We start from the raw sequence: 24,654 nt of genomic DNA on the forward strand, positions 1-24,654 counted from the left end.
CTCGTACATCGCCCGGAACTTCCAGGTCGTGTCCACGTGCAGCAGCGGGAACGGCGGCTTCGACGGCCAGAACGCCTTCGCCGCTAGGTGCAGCATCACCGCGCTGTCCTTGCCGATCGAGTACAGCATCACCGGACGCTCGCACTCCGACACCACCTCCCGAAGAATCTGGATGCTCTCAGACTCCAACCGCTCCAAATGCGTCAGGGTCTGCGACGACAAGCGCGGCTCCGCGGGTTGGGCGTGGGGTGCGGCGGTGTGGGTTCGGACCTCGGCGTCCATCGGCGACCTTACAGCAAACATCGATATCCGCCTGTGCGATGGCACAGGCGTCCGGCCCGGCGGCGGAGTTAGCCGCCACGCCCCGGAGGCGCAAGGCGAGGGGTTGCCAGGAATTCTCGGCGGGCTGGCAGGTGGGCTGGGCGCGTTCCGCGTCAGCCCGGACATGCGATGCCGCTTGGCGGCTCCGCGGAATGGCGCCACAACCGCGTTCGACGGAAGCGCGTACCCGCCTTTCGAGCCGGAAAACCGGCCGGGGGCGGCCGGGGGCGGCAGGGGGAAAAGGGTCTCATGGCTTCGGACGTGGCGGCGCCGGCAAAGGGCGGCTACAGGTATTTCGTCGTCTGGCTGCTGGCGGTCGTCTACACCCTGAATTTCCTGGACCGGCAGATCGTCTCGATCCTGGCCGAACCGATCCGGACCGACCTCAACCTCACCGACACCCAGCTCGGCATGCTGAGCGGGATCGTCTTCGCCCTGTTCTATACAGGCTTCGGCATTCCGATCGGCTGGCTGGCGGACCGGGTGAACCGTGTGTGGATCATCTCCGGCGCGTGCGCGCTCTGGAGCCTGTTCACGGCCCTTTGCGGCACGGCGACCAATTTCGTCCAGCTCGCCCTCTACCGGATGGGGGTGGGGATCGGGGAAGCCGGCGGTTCGCCGCCATCCTATTCGCTGATTTCCGACTACTTCAAGCCGGAGGAACGGGGCACCGCACTGGCGATCTACTCCCTGGGCGTGCCGGTCGGGTCGATGCTGGGGTCGGCGCTGGGTGGCTGGATCGCGGCCGAGCATGGGTGGCGGGTGGCGTTCTACGTCATGGGCGTGCCGGGTGTCGTGCTGGCGGGACTGGTCATGCTGCTGGTGCGCGAGCCGAAGCGCGGCGGGCTGGACGTTCTGGCGGCGGGGCAGGCCGAGGCGACCAGACCCCCGTCCATCGCGGAGGCCTTCGCCGGCTTCTTCGGCAACCGGACGCTGTTTCTGACGGCGCTGGCGGCGGGCCTTTCGGCCTTCGTCGGCTATGCGGCACTCACCTGGAACCCGCCGTTCCTGATCCGCGTGAAGGGCATGAGTCTCACGGAGGTGGCCGCCTACTACAGCCTGGTCCTCGGGATCACGGGGATGATCGGCACCTTCGGCGCCGGCTGGTTGGTCGACCGGCTGAGTCGGCGCGATGCGCGCTGGTTCGCCTGGCTGCCGGCGATCGCCTTCGTGCTGACCGTACCGTTCTGGTTCGGCCTCATCTATGCGCCGACGTGGCAGATCGCCCTTGTCTGCGTGGCGATTCCGGCCCTGCTCAACAACTGCTATCTCGCGCCGGCCTTGGCGGTTGTGCAGAATTCCGTTCCGGCCAACCGCCGGACCATCTCGGGCGCGGTTCTGCTCTTCGTGCTCAATCTCATCGGCCTGGGTATCGGCCCCGTCTACGTCGGCCGCATCTCGGACGCGGCGAAGGCGGAGTATGGCGACCAGTCCTTGGCCATCGGCTTCCTCTGGCTGATCCCCGTGGTGTTCGTCACCATCGGCGCGCACCTGATCGCAGCCTGGTCGATCGGTCGGGACCGTAAGCTGGCGGCGGCCGGAGCCTAGGGGCGCTCAGCCGCGCGGGTGGCGCGGAGCAGGGTCAGGGCGTCCCACAGGCGCCACAGGCGCAGCCGGTAGAGCATCCCGATGGCGGACAGGCGTTGCCCCACCGTGTTCAGTTCGGGACTCGTCAGCACCTTGGGGGTATGCGCCACGGCCGAAAGGGGCATCAGGAGATTGCGGACCAGCCAGCGGGAGCGTTGGCTCCTTTGGCCGGCCATCAGGCCGAAGGTCTCGGCGTTGATCCGCCGCCACTTGCCCGAAAGCTGCTCCCAGGTGACACGTGCGGGGTGGCCGATGGCGGCTGCAGGCACATAGCCCAGGCGCGCGCCGGTCGCGACCGCGCGGCGCGACCAGTCGACATCCTCCGAGAGGCCGACGCCGAACGCGCCGACCCTGTCGAAGAGAGGACGGCGACAGAACATGTTTCCGGCGCCGGTGAACCCCTTCTTTTCGATGTAGGTCTTGAAATCGAAGGCGAAGACCCGCTCGAACGCCTCGGCCGGCGTCATGCGCTCGGGGTCCGAGACCAGCACCCGGACGCGCCCTCCGACGAGGTCGAAGCGGTCCAGGGCCTTGACGCCTTCCTCCAGCCACTGGGGCTCGGCCACGCAATCGGAATCGATGAACGCCAGCACGTCGCCGCGCGAAGCGGCGACTGCGCCGTTGCGCGCCGGCCCCGCGCCCTTCTCCGTGATCACGACGATCCGGGCCCGTCCCCGGACCACCGCTTCCACCGCGGCCAGTCCTGCCGGCGAATTGTTGTCGCCGATCACGATCTCGAAGCGGTCTTTGGGATAGGTCTGCGCGTCCAGCGCCGCGAGCCCGATCTCCAGCCCCCCCAGATCCTGATAATGGGGCATGATGACGCTGACGAACGGCAGGGCCGCAGTAGTTGCTGTCGTCATGGCGTTTCCCTGATCGACCAAGATGTGCGCGACTCCTTACGCGTAAACCCTGCGCCATGGGTAAATTGCGCGCGCGAACCTCGCCCCGTGCGTTCACGCGGGCTCCCTTCGCGTGCTAGAGGGCCGTCGCGACGTTACGTCAAGGTGGCGCCGCGGCAGGTGGAGGGGCGCGGCTTGGCCAATATCCGTTCGATCGAGGAGGCCGACCTTCCCGCCGTCGTAACGCTCATGTGCGAGAGCTTTCCGCGCCGCGACCGGGCCTACTTCGAGACTGGCCTGCAACGGCTGGCGCAGCGCGAGATCCCGGAGGGAACAGAACCCTATGGCCTTCTGATCGACGACGATGGCGTGAAGGGCGCGGTGCTGGCGATCTCGTCGTGGCATGGCTCGGCCGAGAAGAGGCAGCTATTCGTCAACATCTCTACCTGGTGTGTGGCGCCCTCGCACCGGGGGGAGATGGCGCGTGAACTCTATCGTCGCGCCGGCGAACGAGACGACGCGGTGAATACAAATCTTTCTGCGGCAGCTCACACGTTGAAAACCCTGGGACGGTTCAACTTCCGGCCCTGGACGACCGGCCAGTTCATCGGTGTCGCCTTCCGCAGCCATCGCAAGGCAGCCAGGATCCTTTCGCCCGAGCAAGCGCTCCTGCGGGGACTGCCCCAGAGCGAATTCAAGAAGCTGCAGGATCATGTTTCCCTGGGCGGGCTGGCGATCTGCGTCGCCACCGCCGACCGCATCATGCCGATCATCCTAGTGCGTCGGCGGGTGCAGAAGGTCGTGCCCGCCGCGCAGTTGATCTACTGCGAGAATGTGCCGTGGCTACTGGAGCACGGGGGCGCATTGCTCTGGTGGTTGCGTGCCCGTGGCTTCATAGGTCTCATCATCGACGCCAACGAGCCGCCACCCGGGATGGTGGGCAAGTTCTATCCCGGCAAGGCCGCCAAGTACGTTCGAGGCCAGGAACCCGCTATCGACGTGGACCACACCTATTCGGAGCTGTTGTACTTGGGGTTGTAGATAGCCCTCAGCGTAGTCGCTTGAGTGTCGATTTCAGATTCTGCTTCTGCTGACGAACATATGAGTAGCGCTCGGCTACGCGCTGCTGCACCGTTTCCTTGGTCCAACCGGTGGTGTAGCTGATCCGGGGCACGAACCGCTGGTTCTGCGGACCAGCTCTGGTCTGATCGCTGTTATAGATTCGAGTGTAAGTCTTCAGGGCTCCGAGGACGCGCCGGTCGTAGCTGCCGAACGGAATGGCGAAGCGATCGACGGGCCTGCCCAGCGCTTCGCTCAGGGTCTGCTGCGAGCCTGAGGTCTCCTGGCGGAGGGTCGCAGCGTCGGCGCGGCGCAGGTCTACATGGTTCCGGCCGTGGCTCCCGACGACCATGCCCATGACCTCCAAGCTCCGCAAGCCTGCGCCGTCGAGATATCGCGGGTCGTCCAGACGGCCGGAGCAGGCGAAGAATGTCGCCGACAGGCCTCGATCGGCCAAGATGGGAGCCGCGATGTCGAGGTCGCTCCGGTTGCCGTCGTCGAAGGTGATCTCGATCGAACGCCCCTCGCGGAGCAAGTCGGCCATGGCGTCGGCCAGGTGCATGAAGAGGTCGGTCGGACACCAGTACGGCGCCTCGTCCGCCGGAACCCCCGCGTGCGGTACGCCAATCCCGTGGAAGTTGAAGACCGTTCTCTCCAGGGGGGGCTGATGATCCGTCACGTCCCTCGTTCCTAACCGTACTTCACGGCGAAGGGATGTCCGTCTGCCGCGAAATTCGCACGGAGAATGCGGCGGAGGCCGCGGTGAAGTCCAGATTTAAGTATCGGAGATCGACGGTCTCAGGTCTCCTGGCATGTATGTCCGAAAATCGCGAGACTTGCCGCGACCGAGTGCTCATCCTGTCTGCATGGAGATGGACTTCGAAGCCTGCCGGCGCGCCTTCGTCACCCGCGACCCGCGGTTCGACGGCCGCATCTTCGCCGGGGTGAAGACCACGGGCATCTACTGCCGGCCGATCTGCCCGGCGCGGACGCCCAAGGCCGGGAACATGACCTTCTATCCTACCGCCGCGGCGGCGCAGGAAGCCGGATTCCGGCCCTGCCTGCGCTGTCGGCCTGAGGCCTCGCCTGATCTCGGCGCCTGGCGGGGAACGTCCAACACCGTCTCGCGGGCCCTGGCTCTCATCGAAGGGGGAGCGTTGGACGGCGACGATGTGGATGCGCTGGCCACCCGTCTGGGCGTGGGCGAGCGCCAGCTTCGCCGGCTGTTCCGCCAGCATCTCGGCGCTTCGCCGGTCTCGGTGGCCCAGACGCGGCGCGTACTGCTGGCCAAGCAGCTCATCCAGGAGACGCGTCTCCCGATGACAGAGGTGGCGCTAGCGTCCGGCTTTGGCAGCGTGCGCCGGTTCAACGAGACTTTTCAACAACTCTTCCGCCGCCCGCCGGGGCAGCTGCGCCGCTCGCGTCAGGCCGAGACACCGGCGGCCGATGGCGTCACCGTACGCCTGCCTTACAAGCCGCCCTACGACTGGGACGGGGTCATCAGTTTCCTGGCCGATCGTGCGATCCCGGGCGTGGAACGTGTGGAACCGGGACGATATGCGCGGACGCTGTCGATCGATGGTGTCCGGGGTGTGGTCATCGTCACGCCGCGCGGCGACGACGCGCTGTCGGCGGAGATCCGGTTTCCGCGGCTCCAGGCCCTTCCGGCCGTGATCGCACGTATTCGCCGCGTGTTCGACCTTTCGGCGGACCCCGCGCTGATCGGCGCGCATCTTTCGCAGGACGCCACGCTTGCGCCGCTTGTGGCGGCGCGGCCGGGACTCAGGGCGCCGGGCGCATGGGACGGGTTCGAGCTCGCCGTACGAGCCATCCTCGGACAACAGATCACCGTGGCCGCGGCGCGCAACCTCGCCGCCAAACTGGTGGAGGTCTATGGTGACGCCATCCATGATCCGGCCGCCGCGGCGCTGGGGCTGGACCGGGTCTTCCCGTCGCCGCGGCGGCTTGTGGGCCAGGATATCGCCGCCCTCGGCATGCCGCGCGCGCGGGGCGCGGCCCTGGAGGGGCTGGCCCGCACCGTCGCCGCCGATCCGGCGATCTTCACCCCGCGGGCCGATCTCGCCAGCGCCATCGCCGCCCTGACCGCTCTTCCGGGCGTCGGCGAATGGACCGCACAGTACATCGCCCTTCGGGAACTTCGCGAGCCCGACGCCTTCCCCCAGGGTGATGTGGGCCTGATGCGGGCGCTGGCCGGCGATGAGGGGACACGCCCCTCCGCGGCTGAACTCCTGGCTCGCAGCGAGGCCTGGAGACCCTGGCGGGCCTATGCCGCACAATACCTCTGGGCCGGAGATCCCGGCCCGGCGCCCCGAAAAACAGCCCGTCCGAGAGCGACCGATGACCGACAAGCCGCCGCCTGAAATCCTGACCCTTGAGCGTGTGCCGACGCCGATCGGCGAGGCCCTCGTCGTCAGTGACGAGGCGGGCGTGCTGCGCGCCTTCAACTGGCGCGACTATGAGCCGGCCATGCGCCGCTGGCTGTCGCGCCGGTACGGCTCCGTACCTGTCTCCGAGGGGCGCGGGCCGCTGCGCATGAAGATCGAAGCCTATTTCTCAGGCGACGTGGGCGTCCTGGGCGTAATCCCGTGGCAGGGGGCGGGCACGGCGTTCCAGCGATCGGTCTGGGCAGCGCTCTGCAGCATCCCGCCCGGGGAGACGCTGAGCTACGCCGGCCTCGCCGCCCGCATCGGCCGCCCCACCGCTGTTCGCGCCGTGGGGCTCGCGAACGGCTCCAATCCCGTGTCGCTGGTGGTTCCCTGCCACCGGGTGATCGGGTCGAATGGATCGCTCACAGGCTATGGCGGCGGATTGGAGCGGAAGCGCTGGCTACTGGAGCATGAGGGTGCGCGGTTCGTCGGCGCGCCCTAGTCACATGCGGCTGTTACTCGTCGTACACTTATGGATAAGCTCTTTGGCGCCATTGCTGCGGACATCTGAATTGTGAGCTGTGTGGAAGCCTGATGACTGGGACCGCGACTGAGGTGGCCGGAAGCTCTGAAACGTCAACCATACGGTCGATCTACGACGACAAGCCGCTCAGCTACTTTTCAAATGCTCGGCTCGACATCGTGCGTCTTCTGCCCGCTGATCCACACGCCGCCGTTCTTGAGCTTGGATGCGGCGCAGGAGGCACCGGCAGGGCTGTCCTGGAAGCGGGGCGTGCTGGCCGGTACGTGGGAATCGAACTCAGTCCGTCCGCGGCCGAAGTCGCCGACAAGCACCTGACTGAGGTGCTGGTCGGCGATGTCGAAGCTATCGATCTCCGGCCTCTCGCGGACGCCTTCGATGTCTTGATCATCAGCGAAGTGTTGGAGCACCTCACGGATCCCTGGCGAACCTTGCAACGCCTCGCGGGCTGCCTGAAACCTGGGGGACGTGTCTATGCGAGTTCTCCAAACGTCGCACACTGGTCGGTGATCCGCAGCCTTCTTCGGGGGCGCTTCGACTACGGCGAAAAGGGCGTGATGGACCGGACACATCTGCGCTGGTTCACGCCGGCGACCTATGGGGAACTGTTCCGCTCGGCGGGGTTGGAGGTGCTTGAACTCGGGCCGGTCACACCGCTCCGCTCGAAATCGCTTCTGTTCGATCGACTGACGGCAGGACGCCTGCGGCACCTTCTTCACACGCAAACCATGGTCGTCGCGCGACGGCCACTGACTGCAGACGCCTAACGGGGGGCATCCAGTTCCATCAGTTCAAACCCGATGCGCCGGGCGATGACGGAGGGATCGTCGCACGGCTCAGGGGGCCGTTCGCGTCCCTTGTGACGGCGACGGATCCGCCAATCGCGCAACATCAGCGTGAACGGTGATCGCGTGATTGGACAGACGAGGTTCGGAACCGGCAGCTGGGCGCGCCACTTGCGCTGCATATAGCGATAGGCTTGACGATAGCCGCCGTCGAGCGCCACGACGGCGCGGCTATGATGGACGGCGGGCGTGTGCACGACATAGCTGCGCAGGTCCCTCGCCTTGGCGGAGAGCACGGCGTCGGCCGCGTACAGGTGAAAACTGGGGAGTTCAGGGTCGAAACGCAGTTCCGAGCGCCGATTCACGAAAAGCAGCATCTCGTCGAGCGTCTCGATCTCGACGGGAGTCTCGAACGGCTTTCCAAGCACCGCACCGAGGCCGGATGACCACGTCCTTCCGCGGAATGTCCCGGCTCCATCCAGGCCGGATACGCCGGCCAGCGCCCAGTTCCGGTCCAATATGTCGAGCTTTGAGACTTGTTCCAGGGCGCCTTCGAGGAAGCCCATTGGCAGGTACACGTCTTGGTGGGCGAAGATCAGGACCCTGGCCGCCGTCTCGTCCAAGGCCTTGTTGTAGGCTTCTCCGGCGGTGCGGAAGCCCTCGTAGGTCCGCAGGTTCAGACGCCCTTCCGAGATGTCGGGCGACCGCGCCAGGCAGTTCGATAGAACGGCGTGATTGTTCACCGCAGCGGCGATCTCAAGGTCGGGAACTGCGCCGGAACGCTGTGTCATGTCGCCTGGCTCTCTCCAGTTGGCGTGCTGGGTCAATGGCGTGCCGCCAAGATTGCGCGCGCTCGAGCGACCGCTGAATGCTTGAGGTCAGAAGGCAGGTTCATCCAACTCGTTGCGGCCGACGCGCCGACCAAGCTGGCCGCGCCCACCCACCAGGCCAAGTCGCGCACATCTAGATGCTCGCATAGCACTAGCGCAGCGAGGAGTAGAAACAGGTTGAAAGCCAGAAGGACGGGATTGTGGAAACGTCGCCCTGACACGGCGGCAAGCAGGACATAGTCAAGCATACACCGGCCTGCGAACACCATAGCACAGCCGATAAGGCCCATATGGCTCATCGCCCAGTAGAGGCACCCCAAATAGATGGGTATCTCTATGAGGTGCATCTTGGGCGGAAGGTCCGGACGCCCAGAGGCCTGTAGGAATATGAAGGGCACCAGCGCGAAGGCGTTCGCCCAGTAGCCTAGGAAGAGGAGGCGGCCAGCAGGTGCGGCTTGCCCGCCGATCTCGGGGCCGACCCAGATTCCCAGAAACGGTTCGAGCAGGAGAACCCCGACCAGGACAATCGGGCTGACGATACAGGCCAGGGTCTGGGTAGAGCGTCGGGCCAGTACGTCCCGCCGCTGCGGGTCGCTGGCGGTCATCCGGGGAAACAGGGCGTTTACGAGCGCGCCAGGAACGATCGCGATCCGCTGGGCAAGTTGGAATGGCACCGTATAGATGGCGAGCGCGGCCGAACCGAGAACGCCGCCGATGGCGAAGCGGTCGGCGATGATCAGCACCGGGCCTATGATCGAAGTGAGGTTCGCCCAACCGCCAAACTTCAGCAGTTGTGGAATTTCAGCCTTCTCGAAGCGGGGGCGCAGGCCCTTTAGCAGTTCCGCGTGCGCTCTGTAGCCAAGAGCGACGATCGCTGCGAGGCGGGCGCCTATCGCGGCCGCCAGCAGAAACGGCAGGTCAGGCCCGTGGAAATAGGCGACCGAGAGAGGCAGAAGCTGGAATAGCGCCGTCGAGACCACCGAGATCGCGTTTGTCTCCAAGAACTTCTCTCGGCCTTGGAGGGCTCCGCTGAGCACGCCCGTGAGCGTAGCAATGGGAACGGCTGTCGCCAGCAATGGAACACCGGCCATGATCTCCGGTCGAAGAGCATCAGGAGTCTTCAGGACGTTCTGAAAGAAGAAGCCAGCTACGCCCCAGAGGACGAACCCCCCGGCGACGCCCATACCCACGTTGACGCAGAGTGCGGACCAGAGCGCAGCGGCGCGCGCTTCCCTGGGCGCCTCGCGGAGGCTAGCGATCCGGAAGGACGTCGCGCGCCCCAAGCCCATGTCGAACAGGCCAAAGTAGCCGAGCAAGATCCAAGCGATGGCCAGGACACCGTATCGATCTGGGCCGACAAGCTTCAAATAGAGCGGGACAGTGAGCAGCGACAGCGCGATGGGAACCAGCGAGCCGATGAGATTGTAGCCCGCGTGACGCTTGACGCTCAAGGTGATCGTCCATGGCTGTGGTCCGGGCGCTTCAGCACGCCGAGTCGACCGGACCCATAGGTAAGGTGTCGAACCCTCCCGTTAGACCCGGTGAGTTGCAAATGTCTTGCCTGACGCGACTGATCGGAAGGCGAAGCGACCTGCCGAGAACGGCGGGAAGATCGACCTCGAGGTGTCCATTCGATCTTCGGGCATGTGACAGCAAACGCCCGGTCCGATGTCGAGCCTGGGGTCATTAATCCGCGATAAACCCTCTATTTTAGCCGGCCCATAATTCGATGGTTCTACGTTGCCCGTCGATGGGCGTCCGCAGAAGAGGCGCGTGAAGCAAGGACCTCTTGGCGTGGCGACAATTCTCGTAAACAGCACCAGTTCACTTGTCAGTGCGCTCAACGCAGCGAAGAGTGGCGATGTCATCAAGCTGGCTTCGGGAACCTACTCGGGCTTCACCTACGGCAACAAGTCGTTCGGTGAAGGGGTGACGATCACCTCGCTCGATCCGACCAAGCCGGCGGTCATCACGGACTTCACCCTGAGCAACGTCCAGGGGGTCACGTTCACCCAACTGGAATTGGCGACGATCGATCGATCGAAGGAAGTTGCTGAAGGCTTGAAGCACTTTGCCTTCAAGATCCAGAAGAACTCGAGCGACATCACGTTCGACAAGGTGAACGTACATGGTTCTCTTGACGGGAATCCGGGTAATGATGTCTATGGGATACAAATCCGGGACAGCAAGAATATCACCGTTAGAGATTCGGAATTCCACGAACTTCAAAGGGCTTTGGCCATTGGTCAAAGCCAGAACGTAGTTGTGGATGGAAATACGGTATACAATATCAGATCCGATGGATTCAATTTCGCGGAAGTCGTAAATATAGAAGTAACTAATAACACTTTCAGAGATTTTAACCCGGCTAAGGGGGACCATCCGGACGCAATTCAGTTTTGGACTTCCAGTACAAAAACTCCAACGACAGATGTTCTTATATCTGGAAACATAATCCTTCGGGGAGATGGAGAATATACTCAAGGTATATTCATGAGGGATGAGGTGGGGACGCTTCCATACCAGCGTGTCACTATCTCAGATAACCTCATCGTTGGAACTGGATACAACGGGATTCGAATCCAGGGCGCCGAGGATCTTACGCTCGCCCGTAATGAGCTTATCTCGTTCGCGGGTGACAATCAGACGCTCATCCTGATCCAGGGGGCGGATCGCGTTGTGGCGACGGACAATCAGGCAATCTCCATTTCCTTCGGTAACTCCACAAATGTCGTGGAGAGCGGGAATGCTACGAACAAGTTCGTCAAGGATTTCGGCCTCGAAGCCATTCAAAGGTGGATCGGCAAGAATGACTTGAGCGGAAGCTCGGACCTAGCCTCCGCGCTTGATGGCGTGAAGGCCCAGATAGCTGCGGCCCCGCCTCCCGAGTTCCATCAGTACATCGTCGGCACCGGCAAGGCTGACCTGTTGGAGGGCGGGCAGGGCAACGACACGCTCGAAGGCAAGGGCGGGACCGACACTCTCATCGGGGGTGACGGGGACGATGTTTATGTTTTGCCCACAATCCAAACGCAGATCGTCGAACACGTGGGAGGGGGGCATGACACGGTCGTTGCGATCGGCCACTACGTCCTGCCGGCCAATGTGGAGGATCTCATCGTCTTTGAAGACGGGCGCGGATGGCGCGGTACGGGCAACGAACTCGACAACCTGCTGACGGGCAACAGCGCCGCGAACCTGCTCGACGGGGGCGCTGGCAACGACACGCTCCACGGTGGTGACGGTAACGACACGCTGGTCGGAGGTGCGGGTGATGATGTCCTCGTCGGCGGCGACGGTTCGGACGTCTTCCGGTTTTCGCCCGGCGGCGGCCACGACGTGATCGTGGATTTCGGTTTCGGCCCTGGTCCGGAAACCATCGACATCTACGCCTACACCAAGGCTGGGCTGGCGCCGAAGGTGATAGAGGTCGACGGTGACGCCGTCATTACCTTTGCGAATGGCGACACCATTACAGTGCTGGGGATATCCGCCAGTGAGCTGGGGGGTGCGACAAAGACTGGTTGGATACTTTAAGCTGGCGCTCCGCGCGCAAGACTATATCGTGCCCCGGATTTGTACTTTCCCGCTCGCTGATCGTAGCGGCTGGATGGTGCGAAACTCCCGGCGACCAATTGCCGGGAGGGCGGGAGCCGCGCCGCGCGCAGCACGTCGAATCTGCTCCTGACTACATCGGAGGGCGCAGTGGCAGGTATGACGGTAAGCAACACGCCTGAACTCATGGCGGCGATCAATGCCGCCAAGGCCGGAGATGTCATTCTCCTGGAGCCAGGTGTCTATGCCAATTTTTCGTCGAAAGGCCTGAACGCGTCTTTCGACACCCCTGTGACAATTCGGTCCGCGGATCCCGCCAACCGGGCCGTCATCAACGATTTCACGTTGGCGAACGTGAAGGGGCTGCGATTCCAGGAGTTGGATTTCGTAGCCCTCGACCGTCCAGACCTCATTGCGCAGGGGACGAGTTACTGGGCCTTCAAGGTCGGACGGTCGGAGGACGTCCACTTCGACCGGGTACATTTCCACGGTTCTCTCGATGGTGATGCTTCGAACGATGTTCTGGGGCTTCAGATACGAGACAGTGTGAATGTCAGCGTTACCAATTCAGAATTTCAACAGTTGGCGCGAGGTCTTGCCATAGGGCAAGCAAAATATGTCAAGGTATCAGGAAATTATGCCCACGACCTTCGGTCTGACGGGTTCAATTTTGCTGAAGTCGGGCACGTAGAGGTTTCAGACAATATCTTCAAGAATTTCGTTCCACAGGCGGGCGATCATCCGGATGCCATTCAATTCTGGACATCGAGCACCAAAACTGCATCCCACGATATTGTCATATCTGGGAATATAATTCTAAGGGGAAGTGGAGAATATACGCAGGGAATATTTCTCCGCGATCAGATTGGAACGCTCCCTTATGAGCGCGTTACAATCTCCGACAACTTGATAGTTGGGACGGGGTACAACGGTATTCGCCTTCAGGGTGTCAAAGATCTTGTTCTCGAGCGCAATGAACTCGTCTCTTTCTCAGGTGAAAACCGGACGTTCCTTCTCATACAGGGGGCGGACGGCGTCATCGCCAACGACAATCGCGCGGTTTCCATTAGCTTCGACAACTCCGCGAACGTCACGCAGAGTGGCAACGTCACAACAGAGTTCGTAGAGGATCTGGGCGCTGCGGCGATCGAGCGGTGGATCAACCTGCGCCCGGAACGGGCCGACAATCTGCAAGAGATTCTGCGAATAGATGTGCCCGTCGTGGTTGAGCCGCAGACGGATCTGGTCACATGGAGTGAACTCCAAGACTTTCACTTTCTGACATCCGACAGTCTGCCAGTATTCGTCGGCTTCGATGGATTTCTTTTTGCGTAGACGGGATGTGGTGAGCGCGGCGCGCTGGGGTATTCGCCGCATGACAAAGAATTCACGTTCCGGCCCCTGCCGCGACCGGTTGACCCAGCGTATAGCTGCAACAGGCGGAATCCGTGGGGGCGTTCCATGGCGACATTGACGGAGATGGTGGCCGCGGTCGTCGTGCACTCGTCCGTCGCTGCCTTGTCGCATTTCGGCGTTGCGCTTGAGACGCCGCGGCTCGAGCGGCCTGCGCCGCCTCCCCCGGCAGAGCAGCGGATTGTCGCGCGCACGCCGCGTAAGGCTGGCGACCGGGCGGACAGGCCGTCCTCCGGCGAACCGATCCAGAAGGGCGCGGGCGCGCAAGCCTGACCGCCGGGGATCGTTCCGCGATCCTCCCGGACGTTCATCGACGTCCCCCGAGCGCTTTCCGTTGTCGACGTCAGGGGGTAGGTTCGACCTGCGGAATGCCAGACGGACCGCAGTGGTGTCCGGCCCGGGTCCTGGCGCACCCGAGAGGGAGCCGGCGTTAGGTGTAGAAGTCGAGGTCAGGCATGAAGGTCTCCAGGCGATCGCGGCCCATGGACTTCGCGAGCGCCGACACTGCGCCCGAAGCGCTCGAGCCGGAATCCGGCAGTGTCGGCTTTCGGCCAGTCGACGCAGACAGCCTCGATCTCCCGCCGGCGCTACGGGCGACCCGGCAATCCCTGTCCTATGAGGTGGAACAGACGGCGCCGGCGGGCAACGACGCTCACCTCGCCCGCCCGGCTGGCTGGCCTATCTGGCTGGCGGCTGTCGCCGTGGCGGGCCTCTGGGCGTCGGCTCCGATCGCTTTCGCCCTCGGCTATCGCAGCGGCTTGGCCCCCTTCGGCTACGAGCCCTTCGCCTTGGCTGTCTTCGCGCTGATGGCGGTGGGACCGGCGGCCTTCGTGATGTTCGCGGCCTGGCTGGCGCGACAGGCCCAGCTCCTGGCGCACGAGGCGCGTCGCGAGCGCGCGGCGGCGGAGGACCTTCTGGCGCCCACCCTGATCGCCGCCGCCCGCGCCGGGGACGTGACGCATATGGTCCGCGACGAGATCGCTCGGGCCGGCGCGGCGGCGGACGAGGCGCGGGACACGCTGATGGCCCTCCGCGACGCGCTGGCCTTCGAGACCGACAAGCTGACGGGGGCCACCGCGCAGTCGGTCCGCACCGCGGGAGAGCTGGCTTCCACCCTTGGTCGGGAGCGCGCGGAGATGGGCGCGTTGGCCCAGACACTCGATGCTCAGGCCACGCGCCTTTCGGATGCCGTGACTCAGCAGGCTCGGATGGTGGCCGAGGCCACGGGCCTGGCCGAGACGCAGATCCGGGAGGCGGAGACCGCGCTGGGAGCCAGGGCCGCCGAACTCGCCGCCGCCGCGGGCGAGGCGAGCGGAGCCGCGCGCACGGCCGGTGAGGATTTGACCCGTCACATCGCCCGTCTGGAGACGGCCGGGACCGGCGTCGCCGAACAGATTCTGAGCTTGGAGGCGGGCCTGTCCGGTCAACGGAGCGCTCTGACCGCATTGACCCAGGCTCTGAAGGGCGACCAGGCCGGGTTCGCGGCCGAGGCCGAGGCCCATGCCGCCCGCCTGGGCGGCTTCATCGAGGATGCGCGAACCGCTGCCGGAGAAATGAGCGAGCGGGCCGCGGCCGGCGGAGAACACCTGCGACGGATGATGTCGGATGCGGCTCTGCAGTTCCGCGACCTGGCCGAGACGGCGCGGGCCGAGCGTGAGGAGTTCAGCCAGTCGACCTTGCAATCGCTGGAAGCCGTCTCGACCGCCGCCGCCCGGGAGCGGGCTGAGCTCGAGAGCCAGGCGCGTGCGGCGATAGACGCCCTGGCCCATGCGGCGGAAGAGACGCGCGAGGCGGCCGCACGACATGCGGCGGCGGCGCGTGAGCAAGTGGATACGTTGTCGGAAGCCGCCTTCGGCGCCGGACAGAAGGCGAATCAGGTGTTCGAGGCGAGGCTGGAGGAAGCGCGCGCCCTCATAGAGGCGTCCTCTCGCATGGTGGAGGAAGCGGGCGCAGCCACCGCCCGCAAGCTGGCCGACGGGGCGGTGGCTGCGCGAGCGGCCATGAACGACCTGTCGGCCATGTTGGTGGAGATCGAGCACAAGACCGCTAGCCTGCCCGACATCGCCGTGGATCAGGCCGGCCGGGTGCGCGCCGCCATCGCCGACAGCCTGGATGAACTCATGGATCAGGCGCGACGCACGGCGGACCAGGCCCAGGCCATCGATGCGGCGTTCCAGGAACGCGTGCGGCGCAATTTCGAGATGCTGTCCGAGGCTGTGCGGCTGATGGGTGCGGCGGCGGCGCCTGGGGGCGCTCCAACCTTGAGCGCGGGAGGGGGGCAGCCGGAGGCGTCGACCGAGCCTGCGCCGACACCTCCGCGGCGACGGATGGCCCAGCCGGCCGAGACGCAGGTCCTGGGCGCCGACTTGGCCGATGGCCTCGGGTTGCGCAACCGCATCCGATTCACGCCGACCGCGACGGATCGCGAGTTCTCTGCCGTGTTCGAGGCTGCGTCGGGCGGAACCGCGCCGGCGGGACCGCCGCCGGACGGTGAGGAGTCCGCCGAACGTGATCCCTGGAGCTGGAAGGACCTCCTGGCGTCGCTGGACGGCGAGGATGATTCTGAAGGTGGGCTGGAGAGTCAGATCCTCTCGGACCTCGGCGACATGGGAGTCGATCCTGTGCGCCTGCTGCCGAGCGGGCGTGTGGCCGAGTGCGCAGTGCAGCTGGCCGACGGGGCCTGGGAGGCCGCGAAGGCGACGGTGCGCAAGGCGGCTCCCGCGGCCACCCGGCGGATCGGGCGTCGGCTGCAGACGGACGAGGCGGTGAAGGCGCGCGCGGACCTGTTCACCCGGAGGTACTTGGCGCTTGTCGACGAAGCGGCGGCGCGCGGCGGCGACCAGGCGGTGCTGGGGCTGCTGGATACGCCGGGGGGGAAGTTGTTCCTCCTCCTGGAGGCGACGTCCGAGACCCTCCCCTGACGAACGTGTGGAATGGAACCGTCCCGTACAACATCGGCGTTGGCGCGGAATGAGTTCTGAACGGGATCGTGCGCATCTGGCGTGGCGGCGCGCGGAGCGCCTGCGAAGGTTGTCGGATCGCGTCGTGGGGGTCGGGCCGTGGGGGCTCGGAATCGACGGGGTCCTCGCCTGGGTTCCAGTGGCGGGGACGATCTATTCCGTCGGCGCCGCCGGGCTCCTGCTCTACGAGGCGGTACAGGCGGGCGCTTCCCGGGCCACGCTCCTGCGGATGGCGACCTATCTGGGACTGGACAGCGTGAGTTCGGGCGTGCCCGTCCTGGGATGGGCTGTCGACACCCTCTTCACTGGCCACGCCTTCGCCGCGGGGGCGCTCAAACGCGACATCGAACGTCGCCACGGCCGGCCGTCTGACGCGGCTTCGAGGGAGACGATTTAGAGGTGACGGCGCGTTAGGCTTTTCGCGGCAGTCTCGCCTCGCGCGGAAGAGGTATGGCCTTGAAGCCATCGCCTTTCATAGTAAGGGAGGCCGTCGCCTCGCATCGCCGGGAGATTTCGTTGAAGATTCTGATCACAGGCGGAGCCGGGTTCATCGGGTCCGCCGTCGTCCGCCGCGCCATCGCCGACGGCCATCAGGTGGTGAACCTGGACGCGCTGACCTACTCGGCCAATCTCGAGAACGTGGAGGGCGTCGCGTCGGACGCTGCGTACGCTTTCGAGCATGTGGACGTGTGCGACCGGCCGAAGCTGGAGGACGTGTTCGCCCGCCATGCGCCCGACGCGGTGATGCATCTGGCGGCCGAAAGCCACAACGACCGCGCCATCGAAGGCCCGCTGGATTTCGTGCGCTCCAACGTGATGGGCACGGCCATCCTGCTTGAAGTGGCCCGCGACTACTGGAACGGCCTGGATGCGGCGCGGAAAGCGGCTTTCCGCTTCCACCATGTCTCGACCGACGAGGTGTTCGGCGCCCTGGGCGAGGACGGCGACTTCACCGAGGCGACGCCCTACGACCCGCGCTCGCCGTACTCCGCATCAAAGGCGGCGTCCGACCATCTGGTGCGCGCCTGGGGCCACACCTACGGCTTTCCGGTGGTGATCACGAACTGCTCGAACAACTATGGCCCCCACCAGTTCCCCGAGAAGCTGATTCCGACGGTGATCACCCGCGCCCTCGAGGGCAAGACCATCCCCGTCTACGGTGATGGCCGGCAGGTGCGCGACTGGCTGCACGTGGACGACCATGCTGAGGCGCTGCTGCTGGTCCTGCACAAGGGACGGCTGGGCGAGACCTACTGCATCGGCGGCGACGCCTCGAAGCGGAACCTCGAGGTCGTGAAGCTGATCTGCGCCCATCTCGACAAGATGGCTCCGGCGAACACGCCCCATGCCGACAAGATCAGTTTCGTGACCGACCGGCCGGGACATGATTTCCGCTATTCCATCGACTCCTCGAAGGTCGAAGCCGAGTTGGGTTGGAAGGCGCGCATGCCCCTGGAGGCGGGCCTTGAGAACACCGTGCGCTGGTATGTCGACAACTATGGCTGGGTGGAGCGGATCCGCGAGCGCGGCTTCCATTCCGACCGCCTGGGCCTGGTGAAGGCATGACATCCGGAGCGACGAGAAAAGGCCTGGTGCTGGCCGGCGGCGCCGGGACGCGACTGCATCCGCTGACCATGGCGGTGTCGAAGCAACTCCTGCCTGTCTACGACAAGCCGATGATCTACTATCCGCTGTCGGTCCTGTTCCTGGCCGGCATCCGCGAGATCCTGATCATCACCACGGCCGAGGACCAGCCAGGCTTCCAACGCCTGCTGGGCGATGGCTCGCGGTTCGGTGTGCGGTTCGAATATGTGATCCAGCCGACGCCGGGCGGCCTGGCCGAGGCCTATCTGCTGGGCGAAGAGTTCGTGGGAGGGCAGCCCTCGACGCTGATCCTCGGCGACAACATCTTCTTCGGGCAGAACTTCGTGCAGATGCTGAAGAGCGCGGACAAGCGCACCGAAGGCGCCACGGTGTTCGGCTATCCGGTGCACGATCCCGAACGCTATGGCGTGGTGGAACTGTCCCCGGACGGGCGGGCGCTCTCCATCGAGGAGAAGCCCGCGAAGCCCAAGTCGAACTACGCGGTGACCGGCCTCTATTTCTATGATGGCCGCGCCAGCGAGATCGCCAGGACCCTGACGCGGTCGGCGCGTGGTGAACTCGAGATCACCGCGCTGAACGATGTCTACCTCCAAGAGGGCCAGCTTCATGTCGAATTGCTGGGGCGCGGCTTCGCATGGGAGGACGCCGGCACCCACGACAGCCTGATCGGCGCCGGCGAACTGATCCGCGTGTTCGAGCAGCGCCAGGGCCTGCGCATCGGCTGCCTGGAGGAGATCGCCTTCGAGAACGGCTGGATCGACCGCGCCGAGCTGATGAAGTCGGCCGAGGTGCAGGGCAAGAGCGAGTACGGGCGTTACCTGCGGGGACTGGCGGAGGGTTAGGAGATCCGCATCAGTGTGAGCGCCGACCACTGAAGACTCGCGCCGGAAAAATCCTATTCCCAACCTTTCTTTCATGAGATGGTTTTCTTGAAGAAGAAAAACTGGGCCCCTACGGAGGCATCATGAGAGTTTCTGTACTGCGCAAGCCGTTAAAGAGGGCTCTTCACGGTACGCCTTTCTATCGTGTAGCCAAACGATCCTGGGATCTCCTGCGGGTCATGGAAGATCGAGCGGCGTTCAAGGCTCAGTATCCGTCTGCAGAATATGTATCTTATAGCAAAGATAGACTTTCTCAGTTGCGGTCTGACGGATATTATTCACAGTTTGGACAGGATTACTATCTCTGGAACACCGTGTTCCGAGGGTTGGAGCGCCCGGGATTCTTTGTCGAAGTGGGCGCCAATCATCCTCGTGCGAACAGCAATTCGCTGTTACTTGAACAGAAAGGGTGGAGTGGGGTGGCATTCGATCCGATCGCATCGTTCGCGCCGATGTGGGCTGAACAACGTCGGACGCCGTTCCATAATGTCGCCGTTTCGGCCAAGCGAGAGACGCGCAAATTTGTCGAGATCCTGGCCGACGTCGGATGGGAGCATCAACTCTCAGGCTTTGAAGGTTATCTACGCCCTGACGACGTCGCCATCCACAAGAGTCGCACCTATGATGTAGAATGTGGACCTCTAGCAGACTATATCGACGATGGTCAGGTCGTGGATATCGCCTTTGTTGACGTCGAGGGCGCAGAGGAACTGGTGCTCGCGGGCATTGATTTCGAGCGAGTTTCTCCCAGATACTTTCTAGTTGAAAATATGTCTCCTCCTGGCGGCGGCCGCCAAGTGCGAGATCTGCTCGCCAAGCATGGATATCGGCTCGTCGCGCGCGTAGGTGCCACGGACGACCTGTTCGAACTGGATGTGCAGGGATAACGGGCCGGGGCCCGTTTTGTCGCCTAGCTTAGAAGGCCCTACGGCTATTTCACCCATGCGGGCCGGCCAGCTTCCCCTCGCAATCCGGCGACCACGCCCTGCAACACATAGCCCACCTGACGCCAGGCGCCGCGGCGCGCATAGCGCCAGAGTGAATGCAGGAGGATGCCGACAACCGCTGTCGGGAGGTGTAGAGGCATGAGCTGAGCCGTCATGCGTACGCGGTTGCGTGCGTCCAGATATATCGGCAAGCGCGGCCATTTGCGGAAATCAGCGCCGCTCCACCCCGTCGTAGTGCCAAGATGGTGCAGCACTCGCGCGTCGGGGGTAAAGCCGAGTCGCATCCCTTTCTGACGAGCTCGGAGGCACCATTCGACCTCTTCAGCGTAGAGGAAGTAGTCGTCACGCATGAGGCCCGCCACCTCTATGAAGCGTGCGCTGACCAGCATGGACGCACCGCTCAGGAAGCCCAGCCTACGCTCGATCGCGGCGGCGTCGATGGGAGCGTCGACCTTCGAGAACATGCCCATCGAGGCGCCGATGCCCAGCCACGGACGCCAGAGGCCGCCATAGCTTTGCACGACATCTTCGTTCCAGGTGATCACGCCGCCGACTGCATCGACATCACCCTTGTCCAGCCGTCGCAGGAGTGCTTCCAGGGCTTCCGGCTGCGGCTCGGTGTCGGGATTGAGCACCCACACGGCCTTGTAGTGCGGATCCGCCTCCTTCAGACAACGGTTCACGCCGCCGGCGTACCCAAGATTGTCGCCCGCATCGATGCGGATCACCCGCTGACCCGACGGGAGTCGCTCCGGCGTCTCGTCGCAAAGTCTGCGGAAGGCTTCACCGCCTCCGTTCTCGCAGACGTAGACTGAAAAGTTGGGATAGGTCGATCGCGACAGAGCCGTCAGGCAGCGCTTGATATCATCGGCGTTCCGAAAAGCCACGATCGCGACCACCACATGGCCGGGACCTGATACCGTTCTCTGCATGTCGCCATCTTTCATCGAGCTAGGCCGCTTCGTACAGGCGCTCCAAGCTCGGCGCGAAGGTGGGCGCCAAGTCTCAATGCCATTGCCACGATGGTGAGCGTCGGATTGGCGTGGCTAGAGGTCGGGAAGGTCGCCGCCCCCGCGATATAGAGATTTGGCACGTCATGCAGACGGCAGGCCGCATCGACCACACCTCGCGACGGCGAGGCCGCCATCCGCGCCGTTCCGATGTGGTGTCCGCCGACGGGCTTGACGTTGTCACGGACGAGATCGTCGAGGTTCTCGTCGTCAAAGGCCACATCCCCGCAGCCCGTGCGCCTGAACGCGGCCCGCAGTTCCCGGAGCGTGACGGTGACCGTCCGGTAGTCGGCCTGGGTCAGCCGCCAGTCGATCCGTAGGCGCGGCGTTCCATTTCGATCAAGGGAGTCGGTGAGCAGGACGCGGCTGGCCAGGTTGGGTTCCTGCTCGGCGTTGAGGTCCAGCGGGAAGACGCCCGCGGCGCTCGGAAGGGCGACGTACGGGATGCGTCGACGGGACAGATAGCGCCGATAGGTCCAGTCCAGGACGAAACCGGCAAGGGCAGGGGCGCCAAGCGTAACATTGCGAATATGGGCCACCAAATCTGACCGAGCCTTTCGCGGATTGTCTTGGTCCGCCTGAGCGGCGAAGCGTCTCGCGTACTCGGGAATGATGAATCGCTTGGCGAGGAACATCGCGGAGAGCACGGGGTGACCGTGCGACGGATCGGCGACTCCCGGATGATGGGGGCGCACGGCCACGCTCATCACGCCCAGTTCGCGCTGCCGCTCCTCGGCGAGGGTGAAGCGGCGTCGGGCATAGACGCCGTCATGTGTCCGCTCGAATCCGTACCGGATACCTCGTGTGGCTGGCGCGAGCCGCATTTCGCCGAGATTGGATTCGACGTGACACATATAGGTTCGGCCCAGCAGGCCATGGGTGTCGCCCATGCCGGAGTATCCCAGAAGCCTTACGGTCTCTAGGCCGCCTGCCGCCACGACGAAGACTCTGGCGCGGACATCGAAACTGCCGCCACCGGGTCCGACACACGCAAGGGCCGCGGCAGCGTCGCCGCCGCCGCGGCGGAACTTCACCGCCGTGGCTTCGGCGATGACCTGTACGTTTGGAGACGCGGAGATTTCGCGTCGGTACTCGCGCCAGAAGTTGGTGGGCAGACTGAAACGTTCGAGACTGTCGGAGAGCACGTTCGGATCGTCAAAACCGCTGACGAGCGGGGCGCCGCCGATGGCTGAGGCCGCGGAGTAGTCGTAGGTTCCAGCCTCCAGCAGTTCCTGGGCGCGTGGGTAGTAGGCTTCCAACTCGGAGTAGTTGAATGGCCAGCCGCTGAGCTCCACGTAGCTCCGGCGTTCAAAATCGATCGGATCAAAAGGGATGCATCGTCCCCCCCAGATCGCCGTCGATCCGCCCAGGCGACGATGGCGATAGAGGTGAGGCGCGGCGTGCCGGGGGTTCACGACTTCGCCTTCGTAGAGGTCCTGACTGGTCTGCCCTCCATCAAGGCGTCCCGGATCCACAAGCAGGACCTTGTGGGCAGTTCCGATGAGGTCGAGCGCCAGCGTCAAGCCGGCGGCGCCGCCGCCGACGATACAGATGTCGCAGTCCAGCGCCTGATCGGCAGGCGGCGGTGAGATCGGGCGAACCATTCTAGTGTCTCGCGGCCTCAACCGCCTGTCGCAAATGATCGATATTTCCGGTGCCGACCAGCGTGAACATCACGTGGGGATGTCCGGTGCTGAAGCGCACGGCGTCCGCTGGACTTGGCCGTGTGACACCGGCATCGGCAGAAAGCACCTCCCGCGCGATGATTAGGGCGCCCCGGGCAGAAGCGCGGGCGAGGCTGGATTCGAATGCGCGCCGGGCAATGCCGAACGGGGCCTGGATGACATCCACCCGCGGATCGTCCGCAACCCGTTCCAAGACGCTTTCATCATCCACCGAAACACCGACCGTCCGGGCTTTTCCCGATTGTTTGAGGCCGGTCAGCGCGTCAAGAGCCACACCGTCCGAGATATGTTCGATGCGCGGACTATGAAGTAGAAAGGCCTCCACCTCGGTTCGTCGCAGGCGCCGGAGAGAAGCTTCGAGAGCAGTCTTCAGATGCTCCGGCGAATAGTTTCTTGGAAGTCCCTGGCTGCGCGCGGCCCTTACACCCGCCTGAGCGGACCTTGAGTGCTTCAAAAGCGCCGACACCGGCCCCTTCAGAGGTGAAAGCAGACGGTGTTTCAGTGGGAACACCTGCCCGGCCTTCGTCACGATCGACACGTCGCGGCGGCCTTGCAGCGCCTGCCCCAGAATCTGCTCACTGCGACCTTGGGCATAGATGTTCGAAGTGTCGAAAAGGGTTACCCCGAGGCTGAGGGCGGCCGTCACGAGTTTCCGGGCTTCCGCCGGCGAGTGTTCCGAGGTCATGGAGCCGAGGCGAGAACAGCCCAGGCCCAGGATCGATGCGGTCGGTAGGCCGGGCGCAATTTCGATCTGTCTCATGGGAAGATCCTGTGGGCCAAGTTCGGCGACCTGCTGGAGGTGCGGCGCATCCAAGTTGCGGGGTACATCATATCAGTTCCCGGTACAGCCCCTCTGTATCGCGAGCCTTGTCATCCCAGTCGCCGAGTTCTTTCATCCGTCTCCGAACTCCTTCCGAGTACCGGACAAGCAGTTCAGGTGTAGACGCAAGACTGCGAATGGCCGCGGCGATATCCTTTGGGAACTGCTGCGGGGTAGTCACCGGAATCCGCAAGCCACTTTTCTCATCGACGATTGCGACGGGGCCTCCGTAGTCAGCCGTCACCACCGGCAATCCCCACCGCATCGCCTCGAAGAAGACGCCGCCCATGGGTTCTCGGAAGGTCGGGAAAGCGAAGACGTGATGGGTGGCGTAGAGCCGCTCCACGTGCGCGCGAGGAATCTGGCCGAGAAACTCGATCCTGTCGGCGACTCCCAGGGCTGCGGCTTCGGCGCGACAGGCCTCGAGATCTGGGCCGTCGCCGGCGCTGGTCAGCCGGACGTTCGGCAGATCGTCAAGCTCCGCCATCGCTCGGACCATATCCCGCAGACCTTTGGTCCGCACGACGCGGCCAACATGGAGGAGGCGAAGTTCTCCGCCTTGAGGCGGAGTCCACCGTGCGTCCGGAGCGGGGTCTCCAGCGCGCTCCAGTCTGGTGGCGAACCGTCGCAGGGGGACATCCGACAGGACATCTTTGACATAGGGCGCGACGCCGAGCACGAGCGCGGCGTTTTTGTAGGTCGCCCTTAGCCCTGGATCGTACCTGAGGCGAACTCTGTCGATGGCGCGAAGGCGAGTCATCAGGCCGTCCCGGACCTCACTCTTCATGCCCTGCGGCGTCGGCAGGCTGCCATCCTGCGGTCCGATCACGTAGGGAATGCCGAAGGAGCGTAGTGGCGAGGCGTGTCGCATGGCCTGCGGGTTGATATGATGCGCGACGTCGAAACGTTCACCCTTCTCCAGGGCGTCGGCGATCCATCGCCGTGCGCGGTATGCAAACAGCGGCCAAGCGGGTTTGAGTTGCGCCCGGACGCGTTCGAACCGAGCCAGGAAGCCCGGTTCGGGCCAACTCACCACCCTCACGTGCGGAAGCTGGCGCGCCATGGGGACGCGTCCGGGCCGTTCGAGGCAGAGCAGTGTGAGGTCGCAGCGACGGCCCAGCGCCTCGACCCATTTGAAGGACGCATATGTGCCGCCGACATCAGTTCCATCGAGCAGTAGACCAACCACGAGAACCCTCAGCTTCTCGGCTGGATCTCCAGACTCGGCAGGTTGCATTGTCGGCTCCCGTACACCTCCCGAGGAGGGATTCTGCTTCTGCTAGCCGCCAATAGCTTCCCAAAGACCTAAGGCAAGGTGTCTACACGTCTATTGCGTTTCAACATGGCTTTCATACACGTTGCGCTACAGACTGACTGTGGCGGTCCGCCGGTGCGTCCGAAGGAAGTTCGGTAGAGCACCGTTCCG

The 24,654-nt window shown here is 64.3% G+C and carries 22 protein-coding genes; 13 read left to right on the top strand and 9 right to left on the bottom strand.

The genetic code is table 11. From position 1 onward, the window contains the following. The coding region (locus WG212_RS19875) for a phosphoadenosine phosphosulfate reductase family protein (protein ID WP_337188898.1) at positions 1 to 282 on the bottom strand (282 nt) is incomplete at its 3' end. Positions 283 to 570: 288 nt separating this feature from the next. On the opposite strand from WG212_RS19875, the gene WG212_RS19880 reads away from it, so the two are divergent. Then, positions 571 to 1,869, top strand: a complete 1,299-nt coding sequence (locus WG212_RS19880) for an MFS transporter (protein WP_337188858.1) — start codon at positions 571 to 573, stop codon at positions 1,867 to 1,869. Here WG212_RS19880 and WG212_RS19885 read toward each other — a convergent pair. Continuing rightward, entirely contained in the window at positions 1,866 to 2,771 is a 906-nt protein-coding gene (locus WG212_RS19885; RefSeq protein ID WP_337188859.1) for a glycosyltransferase, read from the bottom strand. The genes WG212_RS19880 and WG212_RS19885 overlap by 4 nt on opposite strands. Positions 2,772 to 2,945: 174 nt before the next feature. Here WG212_RS19885 and WG212_RS19890 point away from each other — a divergent pair, with 174 nt between their 5' ends. Further along, complete coding sequence (locus WG212_RS19890; protein ID WP_337188860.1) at positions 2,946 to 3,791, top strand: hypothetical protein; 846 nt, start codon at positions 2,946 to 2,948, stop codon at positions 3,789 to 3,791. 7 nt (positions 3,792 to 3,798) lie between these two features. Here the strand turns inward: WG212_RS19890 and WG212_RS19895 are convergent, their stop codons facing one another. Next, entirely contained in the window at positions 3,799 to 4,488 is a 690-nt protein-coding gene (locus WG212_RS19895) for a polysaccharide deacetylase family protein (RefSeq protein ID WP_337188861.1), read from the bottom strand. A 193-nt stretch (positions 4,489 to 4,681) separates the two neighbouring features. Between WG212_RS19895 and WG212_RS19900 the strand changes: the two genes are divergently transcribed. The 3 genes from WG212_RS19900 to WG212_RS19910 all read left to right on the top strand — a co-directional run bounded on the left by WG212_RS19900 (position 4,682) and on the right by WG212_RS19910 (position 7,504). After that, a complete protein-coding gene (locus WG212_RS19900) occupies positions 4,682 to 6,190 on the top strand; it encodes an AlkA N-terminal domain-containing protein (RefSeq protein WP_337188862.1) in 1,509 nt (502 codons plus the stop codon). After that, positions 6,168 to 6,698 (top strand): methylated-DNA--[protein]-cysteine S-methyltransferase, encoded by a 531-nt coding sequence (locus WG212_RS19905; protein ID WP_337188863.1) that lies wholly within the window; start codon positions 6,168 to 6,170, stop codon positions 6,696 to 6,698. Before WG212_RS19900 ends, WG212_RS19905 begins: the two co-directional genes overlap by 23 nt. Positions 6,699 to 6,790: 92 nt before the next feature. Further along, positions 6,791 to 7,504: a class I SAM-dependent methyltransferase gene (locus WG212_RS19910; protein WP_337188864.1), complete on the top strand. Its 714-nt coding sequence runs from the start codon at positions 6,791 to 6,793 to the stop codon at positions 7,502 to 7,504. On the opposite strand, the gene WG212_RS19915 is transcribed toward WG212_RS19910, so the two are convergent. Beyond that, complete coding sequence (locus tag WG212_RS19915) at positions 7,501 to 8,313, bottom strand: hypothetical protein (protein WP_337188865.1); 813 nt, start codon at positions 8,311 to 8,313, stop codon at positions 7,501 to 7,503. The two genes, WG212_RS19910 and WG212_RS19915, sit on opposite strands and share 4 nt — an antisense overlap. Before the next feature lie 32 nt (positions 8,314 to 8,345). Beyond that, the gene (locus WG212_RS19920) at positions 8,346 to 9,803 is read right to left on the bottom strand and encodes a flippase (protein WP_337188866.1); all 1,458 of its coding nucleotides are present in this window, start codon (positions 9,801 to 9,803) and stop codon (positions 8,346 to 8,348) included. Between the two features lie 322 nt (positions 9,804 to 10,125). Between WG212_RS19920 and WG212_RS19925 the strand changes: the two genes are divergently transcribed. The 8 genes from WG212_RS19925 (at position 10,126) to WG212_RS19960 (ending at position 19,653) form a co-directional block, all read left to right on the top strand. After that, the gene (locus tag WG212_RS19925; protein WP_337188867.1) at positions 10,126 to 11,889 is read left to right on the top strand and encodes a right-handed parallel beta-helix repeat-containing protein; all 1,764 of its coding nucleotides are present in this window, start codon (positions 10,126 to 10,128) and stop codon (positions 11,887 to 11,889) included. A gap of 177 nt (positions 11,890 to 12,066) precedes the next feature. Beyond that, positions 12,067 to 13,242: a right-handed parallel beta-helix repeat-containing protein gene (locus WG212_RS19930; RefSeq protein ID WP_337188868.1), complete on the top strand. Its 1,176-nt coding sequence runs from the start codon at positions 12,067 to 12,069 to the stop codon at positions 13,240 to 13,242. A gap of 126 nt (positions 13,243 to 13,368) precedes the next feature. Further along, complete coding sequence (locus WG212_RS19935) at positions 13,369 to 13,593, top strand: hypothetical protein (protein ID WP_337188869.1); 225 nt, start codon at positions 13,369 to 13,371, stop codon at positions 13,591 to 13,593. Between the two features lie 209 nt (positions 13,594 to 13,802). Then, the gene (locus WG212_RS19940; RefSeq protein WP_337188870.1) at positions 13,803 to 16,241 is read left to right on the top strand and encodes a polar localization protein TipN; all 2,439 of its coding nucleotides are present in this window, start codon (positions 13,803 to 13,805) and stop codon (positions 16,239 to 16,241) included. Positions 16,242 to 16,290: 49 nt separating this feature from the next. Further along, entirely contained in the window at positions 16,291 to 16,677 is a 387-nt protein-coding gene (locus WG212_RS19945) for a DUF4112 domain-containing protein (protein ID WP_337188871.1), read from the top strand. 119 nt (positions 16,678 to 16,796) lie between these two features. Then, the gene (gene rfbB / locus WG212_RS19950; RefSeq protein ID WP_337188872.1) at positions 16,797 to 17,846 is read left to right on the top strand and encodes a dTDP-glucose 4,6-dehydratase; all 1,050 of its coding nucleotides are present in this window, start codon (positions 16,797 to 16,799) and stop codon (positions 17,844 to 17,846) included. After that, positions 17,843 to 18,727, top strand: a complete 885-nt coding sequence (rfbA, locus tag WG212_RS19955) for a glucose-1-phosphate thymidylyltransferase RfbA (protein WP_337188873.1) — start codon at positions 17,843 to 17,845, stop codon at positions 18,725 to 18,727. The genes rfbB and rfbA overlap by 4 nt, the downstream gene beginning before the upstream one ends. A gap of 122 nt (positions 18,728 to 18,849) precedes the next feature. Continuing rightward, positions 18,850 to 19,653, top strand: a complete 804-nt coding sequence (locus WG212_RS19960; protein WP_337188874.1) for an FkbM family methyltransferase — start codon at positions 18,850 to 18,852, stop codon at positions 19,651 to 19,653. A 44-nt stretch (positions 19,654 to 19,697) separates the two neighbouring features. Here the strand turns inward: WG212_RS19960 and WG212_RS19965 are convergent, their stop codons facing one another. The 4 genes from WG212_RS19965 to WG212_RS19980 all read right to left on the bottom strand — a co-directional run bounded on the left by WG212_RS19965 (position 19,698) and on the right by WG212_RS19980 (position 24,465). Continuing rightward, positions 19,698 to 20,660 carry a glycosyltransferase family 2 protein gene (locus WG212_RS19965; RefSeq protein WP_337188875.1) on the bottom strand — a complete coding sequence of 321 codons (963 nt, stop codon included), beginning with the start codon at positions 20,658 to 20,660 and terminating at the stop codon, positions 19,698 to 19,700. Continuing rightward, entirely contained in the window at positions 20,657 to 22,327 is a 1,671-nt protein-coding gene (locus WG212_RS19970) for a GMC family oxidoreductase (protein WP_337188876.1), read from the bottom strand. The genes WG212_RS19965 and WG212_RS19970 overlap by 4 nt, the downstream gene beginning before the upstream one ends. Before the next feature lies 1 nt (position 22,328). After that, positions 22,329 to 23,168, bottom strand: a complete 840-nt coding sequence (locus WG212_RS19975) for an aldo/keto reductase (protein WP_337188877.1) — start codon at positions 23,166 to 23,168, stop codon at positions 22,329 to 22,331. A 67-nt stretch (positions 23,169 to 23,235) separates the two neighbouring features. Next, positions 23,236 to 24,465 (bottom strand): glycosyltransferase family 4 protein, encoded by a 1,230-nt coding sequence (locus WG212_RS19980; RefSeq protein WP_337188878.1) that lies wholly within the window; start codon positions 24,463 to 24,465, stop codon positions 23,236 to 23,238. Positions 24,466 to 24,654: the final 189 nt, after the last annotated feature.

Origin of the sequence: Phenylobacterium sp. (assembly GCF_037189685.1) — a bacterium.
GTDB lineage: Bacteria > Pseudomonadota > Alphaproteobacteria > Caulobacterales > Caulobacteraceae > Phenylobacterium.